At 64.2% G+C, this 6148-nt stretch carries 6 protein-coding genes; all 6 read right to left on the reverse strand.

Annotation, left to right across the window (positions count from 1 at the left end; genetic code table 11):
- Positions 1-4 precede the first annotated feature (4 nt).
- The 6 genes from ACUSIJ_RS22150 to ACUSIJ_RS22175 all read right to left on the reverse strand — a co-directional run bounded on the left by ACUSIJ_RS22150 (position 5) and on the right by ACUSIJ_RS22175 (position 5996).
- Complete coding sequence (locus ACUSIJ_RS22150) at positions 5-286, reverse strand: VirB3 family type IV secretion system protein (RefSeq protein WP_183754292.1); 282 nt, start codon at positions 284-286, stop codon at positions 5-7.
- Positions 286-618 (reverse strand): TrbC/VirB2 family protein, encoded by a 333-nt coding sequence (locus ACUSIJ_RS22155; RefSeq protein WP_449310597.1) that lies wholly within the window; start codon positions 616-618, stop codon positions 286-288. The genes ACUSIJ_RS22150 and ACUSIJ_RS22155 overlap by 1 nt, the downstream gene beginning before the upstream one ends.
- Positions 615-1604, reverse strand: coding sequence for a P-type conjugative transfer ATPase TrbB (gene trbB, locus ACUSIJ_RS22160; protein WP_449310598.1), 990 nt, complete (start codon positions 1602-1604; stop codon positions 615-617). Before trbB ends, ACUSIJ_RS22155 begins: the two co-directional genes overlap by 4 nt.
- A gap of 167 nt (positions 1605-1771) precedes the next feature.
- The gene (locus tag ACUSIJ_RS22165) at positions 1772-2236 is read right to left on the reverse strand and encodes a CopG family transcriptional regulator (protein ID WP_449310599.1); all 465 of its coding nucleotides are present in this window, start codon (positions 2234-2236) and stop codon (positions 1772-1774) included.
- A 5-nt stretch (positions 2237-2241) separates the two neighbouring features.
- Positions 2242-4227, reverse strand: coding sequence for a conjugal transfer protein TraG (locus ACUSIJ_RS22170; protein WP_449310600.1), 1986 nt, complete (start codon positions 4225-4227; stop codon positions 2242-2244).
- Between the two features lie 29 nt (positions 4228-4256).
- Complete coding sequence (locus tag ACUSIJ_RS22175) at positions 4257-5996, reverse strand: relaxase/mobilization nuclease domain-containing protein (RefSeq protein WP_449310601.1); 1740 nt, start codon at positions 5994-5996, stop codon at positions 4257-4259.
- Positions 5997-6148: the final 152 nt, after the last annotated feature.

Genomic DNA, 6148 nt, shown 5'->3' on the forward strand with positions numbered 1-6148 from the left:
TCCTTCAGACCGTGAGGTGGCCGGGGATGCGCAGGTGTCGCCTTCCCACTTCCACGAACAGCGGATCGCGCTTCGCGGCCCAGACTGCCGCGAAATGACCGATGGCCCAGATGGCGAGGCCGACCAGCCAGAGGCGCAGGCCGAGGCCCACAGCCCCGGCGAGCGTGCCGTTCATGATGGCGATGGAGCGCGGGGCGCCGCCGAGCAGGATGTGTTCGGTCAGCGCGCGGTGAACCGACACCGTGAAGCCCGGCACCTCGTCGAGTTGTTCGAGACCGCCCGCCATCAGACCAGCGCCCCGCCACCGAACGAAAAGAACGACAGGAAGAAGCTTGAAGCGGCGAAGGCGATGCTGAGACCGAACACGATCTGGATCAGCCGCCGGAAGCCGCCGGAGCTGTCGCCGAAGGCCAGCGTCAGGCCGGTGACGATAATGATGATGACGGCGATGATCTTGGCGACCGGCCCTTCGATTGACTGAAGGATGGATTGCAGCGGCGCCTCCCACGGCATGGATGAGCCGGAGGCATGGGCCGCCGGCGCGAAGATGAGGCTGAGAAATACGGCGGTCGCGGCCGTCGTCACGGTGCGGCAGGCGCGCGTGAGGAATTGGATCATGATTGTTCTCCATTGGGGTTTGCGGGTGGGATCGCGGGGGCGATGCGGTAGTCGGCGTCCGGCCCGAGCCCTTCGACGCGGGCGAGTTCGGAGAGCCGGCGCGCGGGGCCGCGGCCGGATAGCACGGCAACGATGTCGATGGTGTCGGCGATGAGCGTCTTCGGGACAGTAACGACGGCTTCCTGGACGAGTTGTTCCAGCCGGCGCAGGGCGCCGATCGCCGTGCTGGCGTGGATGGTGCCGATACCGCCGGGATGGCCGGTGCCCCAGAGTTTCAGCAATTGAAGGGCTTCGGACCCACGCACCTCGCCAACGATGATGCGGTCGGGCCGGAGACGCATGGAGCGGCGGGAGAGATAGAGAAGATCGGCGATAAAGTCCTTGGTGCGCATAGGCACCTTGTTTTCGGATCGGGATTGCAGCTCACGCATATCCTCGACGATGAGAAGGCGGTCGGGGCTTTTGGCAACCTCGTCCAGAAGTGCATTGACCAATGTCGTCTTGCCGGTGCTGGTTCCGCCGGCGACGAGGATGTTGGCGTGGCCGACTATGGCTCCCCGCAGCGTCTCTGCCTGATCCGCCGACATGATGCCGGCGGCAACGTAGTCGTCGAGGCTGAACACGGCGACCGCTGGCTTGCGGATCGCGAAAGCGGGAGCGGTCACTACTGGAGGCAACAGCCCCTCGAAGCGTTCGCCAGTTTCCGGCAACTCGGCCGAAAGCCCTGGCGCTCCGGAGTGAACCTCCGCACCAACATGGTGGGCGACCAAACGGATGATGCGTTCGCCGTCAGACGGGGACAGACGCTCGCCCGTGTCGGACATCCCTCCCGACAGGCGGTCGATCCACAACCGGCCGTCGGGATTGAGCATCACCTCGGCAACGTCCGGGTCGTCCAGAAACCGGACAATGGCGAGGCCGAGTGCGGTGCGCAGCATCCGCACGCCGCGAGCCAAGCCTTCCGAATTGTGATGCGAACCTGCCATCCGATCCCCGTTCCTGGCCGGGGAGGATCAGACAGTCCCCGGACGGGGATGATTAAAAGAGCCGTAAATTCGACCTATTCAACAAGTATTTAGCGTCGTAGTGGCATGGCGTGCAAATACAGGAGAACGGCGGAGTTGCGATCTCCTTGACCTCACCGGAGTGGTCACTATTCGCCCTGTGCGCCTGCGCCCGAAGCGACCTGACCGTCCGATGAATCGACAATGTCCTCGCTGATTTCCTGCCGCAACTTTGGCCCCTGCGCGAGCCTGCGGCCGAGCGCGGTTACGAAGGCTTCGTAACGCTCTCCAGCCTTGGCGCGCGCCGCCTGCGCAGCGGGTTCGGGCAATGCCGGTGTGGTGGTGAGCCAGAAGCGGATGAAGACCGCCAGGGTTTCCACCGAGATGCCGAGATCGCGCTCCATCCGGGTCATCCTGCGGTCGAGCTGGTCGAGGCGTTTGGCGATTACCGCCTCGCGTCGCTCGGCGTCGTCCGGTGACAGGAACGACGCGATCGCGGCCTCGGCGATCTGGGAAAGCGATTGCTCCCGGCGTGCGGCGTAGTCTGACAGCATCGTCATCACGTCCGGGTCGAGATAGACGGAAATCTGGGCCTTCTTCTTTCGTCCGGTCATGGCGCTCACAGCTCCATGCCGTCATTGGGATCGAGCGAAACTTGCCGTGCGACGCCGTGCATGAGGCGCGTCAGACGCCGGTTTCGGGTGGCCGCCTCCTCCATGTCGTCGGGTGGATCGATCTCGAACTCGTTCTCGATCGGCGCCTTCTTCTCCACCGGCTTCACCCGATTAAGCTCCGGCTGATGGCGACGCTCGGATTCTGTCGGGTCTTCATTTTCCGCGGCCGAGCCTGCTGGAGCCTCCCCACTTTCCGGGCGAACTGGGATCGGCAAACGGCTCCAGTCGTCGGGGCGCGGTTCACCGGGACGGGTGAGTTCTGGTGGCGGCAAGACCCGCTCCTGAAACTGCGGATCCTCGAAGTATCGCGCCTTTTTCGCCTTGATCGGCGGCGTTCCGGCGACCATGACGATCTCGTCTGATGGCGGCAGTTGCATCACTTCGCCGGGGGTGAGCAATGGCCGGGCAGTCTCCGAGCGCGAGACCATCAGATGCCCGAGCCAAGGCGACAGACGGTGCCCGGCGTAGTTCTTCATCGCCTTCATCTCGGTGGCGGTGCCGAGCGCATCGCTCACCCTTCTCGCCGTCCTTTCGTCATTGGTTGCGAACGAGACCCTGACATGGCAGTTGTCCAGGATGCTGTTGTTCGGGCCGTAGGCGCGCTCGATTTGGTTGAGGCTCTGGGCGATCAAAAAGGACTTGAGGCCATAACCGGCCATGAAGGCCAAGGCGGACTCGAAGAAATCCAGCCGACCCAAGGCCGGGAACTCGTCGAGCATGAGCAACAACCTGTGCCGCCCGGCCCTCGCCTGCAAGTCCTCGGTCAGGCGCCGGCCGACTTGATTAAGGATCAAGCGAATGAGAGGTTTTGTCCGGTTGATGTCGCTCGGAGGCACGACAAGGTAGAGCGTCGCCGGACGTTTGCCGCCCACGATGTCGGTGATCCGCCAGTCGCAGCGGCGTGTCACTTGTGCGACGACGGGATCGCGGTACAACCCCAAAAATGACATCGCGGTCGAGAGCACACCGCTGCGCTCGTTGTCGCTCTTGTTCAGCAGTTCGCGCGCGGCGCTGGCGATGACCGGGTGAGGACCGGCTTCGCCCAGATGCGCCGTCTTCATCATCGCGGCGAGTGTCGACTCGATCGGGCGCTTCGGGTCGGAGAGGAAAGCGGCGACGCCGGCCAGGGTCTTGTCCTCTTCGGCGTAGAGAACGTGGAGAATGGCGCCGACCAACAAGGCATGGGATGTCTTTTCCCAGTGATTTCTTTTTTCCAGGCTTCCCTCCGGATCGACGAGGATGTCGGCAATGTTCTGAACATCACGCACCTCCCATTCGCCGCGGCGGACTTCGAGCAACGGATTGTAGGCGGAAGATCGCGTGTTCGTCGGATCGAACAGCAGGACGCGGCCGTGCCGGGCACGGTAGCCGGCGGTGATCTGCCAGTTCTCACCCTTGATGTCATGGACAATGGCAGAGCCCGGCCAGGTCAGCAGTGAGGGCACGACGAGGCCTACACCTTTGCCGCTCCTGGTCGGCGCAAAGCACAGCACATGCTCAGGCCCGTCATGGCGAAGATATTCGCGCTCGTATCGACCGAGCACGACGCCATCGGGATCGAGCAGCCCGGCGTCTTTGACCTCGACTGTCTCGGCCCAACGCGCGGAGCCGTAGGTGGCGACGTTCTTCGCTTCCCGCGCGCGCCAGACGGACATGCCGATGGCGACGGCAATGGCGATGAATCCACCGGATGCAGCGATGATCCCGCCGCTGGCGAAAACCTCCGGCGCATAGGCATCGTAGAAATACCACCAGACATAGATCGCCGGCGGGTAATAGACGGGCATCCCGAACAGCTTGAACCACGGCTCGCCAAGTTGCGTCTGAAAGCCAAGGCTCCAGCCGACATATTGCGTGGCGCCCCAGGTGGTCAGGAGAATGATGAGGAAGACAATTATGATCTGCCCCCAGAGGATTTTCGTCGCGGACATGGCGATGGTCCTTTCTTGGGAATTGAGAGTTAGAGGCCGAGCCCCCGCTTGCGGCCGAAGCTCCAGTCGACGCCGCCGTCGCTGCGGGCGACGCCAGAGACATGGCGGCCGAGTTGCTGTTCGAGGGAGGGCGACCAGGGAACGAGCTGAAAGCCGAGGCCGTTGTCGATCATGGCGAAGCGGCCGGAGGCGAGCGTGAATCGCTGCCGATAGGTGCCGGCGACATACTCGCCACCGCCGGCACGGTTGAACGCCGTGCCGGTCTGCGCGGCGAGCGTCTCGCCGAGTGCATCCAATTCGCGGCGGCGCAGGGTGTCGATCAGCCGTCTGGCAAAAACGATGCGCCGGCCCTGGCGCTCGGCCAGCCCTTCACCGACCAAATGATCGGCCCTCTGTTCCATGGCCTGACGCACTTCGGCGCCGAAGCCGGTCTCGGAGAGCGCCAGCGGTTCGCGCGCCACAGCCTGCCGGTCGAGCCATGTGGCGCCCGAGGCCGTGATTTGGCGATCGATGTCGAGATCCGAACGGACGGAGAGCGCAACGCGGCGTTCGCCGTGTGCATCTTCATAGGCGCGCAGTTCGACGATCGAACCGGGCGGACTGTCGCCGGCGGCGTCGAGATGCGGCAACTTGATATGATGGCTGCGGCCGTCCACCCCGTCGACGACGGCGTAGGCCGTTCCCTTCAGCTCATCGTCGAGACCGCGCTCGACCAGGCGGCCGATGACCGGCGCATCGAGACTCTCGGCCGCCAGGACAAATTGCGCCGACCCGCGTTCGATGCCGCGTTCGATGAGCGCATGGTGCATACGCTTGATGATGTCGCCCCGCTCGCCGAGTTCCCTCAGCACCGTCTCGGCCTCGGGCTTGATGAACCATTGCGAATGGCCGACCTGACCGGCAAGCCCAAGGATTTCGAGCGCGCGTAGCCGGCCAACCTTCAGCGCGTGGAACTCGTCCGGCTGGCGGTCCGCGCGTGGGGCAAGATCTATGATGCCGACTTTACCTGCATCGCGGACAAGCTGCCGATCGAGTTGCGTCCAGCGTTCCGCCTCGACCTGCCTTTCGATGGTGCGGCGGATGTCGAGGTCGGTACGCGGTCCCAACTCTTGCGTGATGAGATCGCGCGCGCGATCGCGCATCCCCTCCTTGACGTAGTCACGGGAAATGACGAGATCCTGGCCGTCGTCGTGCACGCCGCGCACGATCAGATGGACATGCGGATGCGCGGTGTTCCAGTGATCGACGGCCACCCAGTCGAGCCGGGTGCCGAGATCATGTTCCATCTGGCCCACGAGATCGCGGGTGAAGGACTTGAGATCCGACATTTCCACCGCGTCGTCGGGCGATACGATGAAACGAAAATGGTGCCGGTCATCCTCGCATCGTTCGGCGAAGGCGCGGCCGTCCGCCTCTTCCGTTCCCGGCCCGAACAGACGCGCCTTTTCTCCGTCGCGGGTCACGCCATCGCGGCGCAGATAGTCGAGATGGGTTCCGAGCGGGGCCGAACGCGCCGAGTGGCGGACGACGCGGGCCTTGACCACGGCGCCGCGTGAACGGGACGTGATCAGCCGGTTGGCCTGGATACTGGCGCGCTGGCCGTGGCCGAAGCGCGAGCGATTGCCGGAGACGATGCGGCCCGAACGCGACACGCCGCCACCCGCCTTCTTCGCGGCGGCGAGCGCCTGGGCGATGAAGGGCCTGGTGGACTGCGCGCGGGTTGAGCGGATGCGCCCCGGCCGGATGCGGAAATCACGCTCATCGGCCATGGCGCGGCTCCGCAATGTGCAAAAGGTCATTCAAATAGAGAGGCTTACGATTTCCGCGCACTTTGCGCCGGAAGGTGGCAAGGTGCGCGCTGAGCCAGAAACTCCAACAAAACCAACCGCCCGACCAACGCACAATGTGCGGCCTTTTATCC

This window comes from Pseudochelatococcus sp. B33, assembly GCF_053570585.1.

What these genes read in the sequence shown, in the direction of transcription:
- ACUSIJ_RS22150 (WP_183754292.1), bottom strand. Translation starts at nt 286, where the DNA reads ATGGCGGGCGGTCTCGAACAACTCGACGAGGTGCCGGGCTTCACGGTG.
- ACUSIJ_RS22155 (WP_449310597.1), bottom strand. Translation starts at nt 618, where the DNA reads ATGATCCAATTCCTCACGCGCGCCTGCCGCACCGTGACGACGGCCGCG.
- trbB (WP_449310598.1), bottom strand. Translation starts at nt 1,604, where the DNA reads ATGGCAGGTTCGCATCACAATTCGGAAGGCTTGGCTCGCGGCGTGCGG.
- ACUSIJ_RS22165 (WP_449310599.1), bottom strand. Translation starts at nt 2,236, where the DNA reads ATGACCGGACGAAAGAAGAAGGCCCAGATTTCCGTCTATCTCGACCCG.
- ACUSIJ_RS22170 (WP_449310600.1), bottom strand. Translation starts at nt 4,227, where the DNA reads ATGTCCGCGACGAAAATCCTCTGGGGGCAGATCATAATTGTCTTCCTC.
- ACUSIJ_RS22175 (WP_449310601.1), bottom strand. Translation starts at nt 5,996, where the DNA reads ATGGCCGATGAGCGTGATTTCCGCATCCGGCCGGGGCGCATCCGCTCA.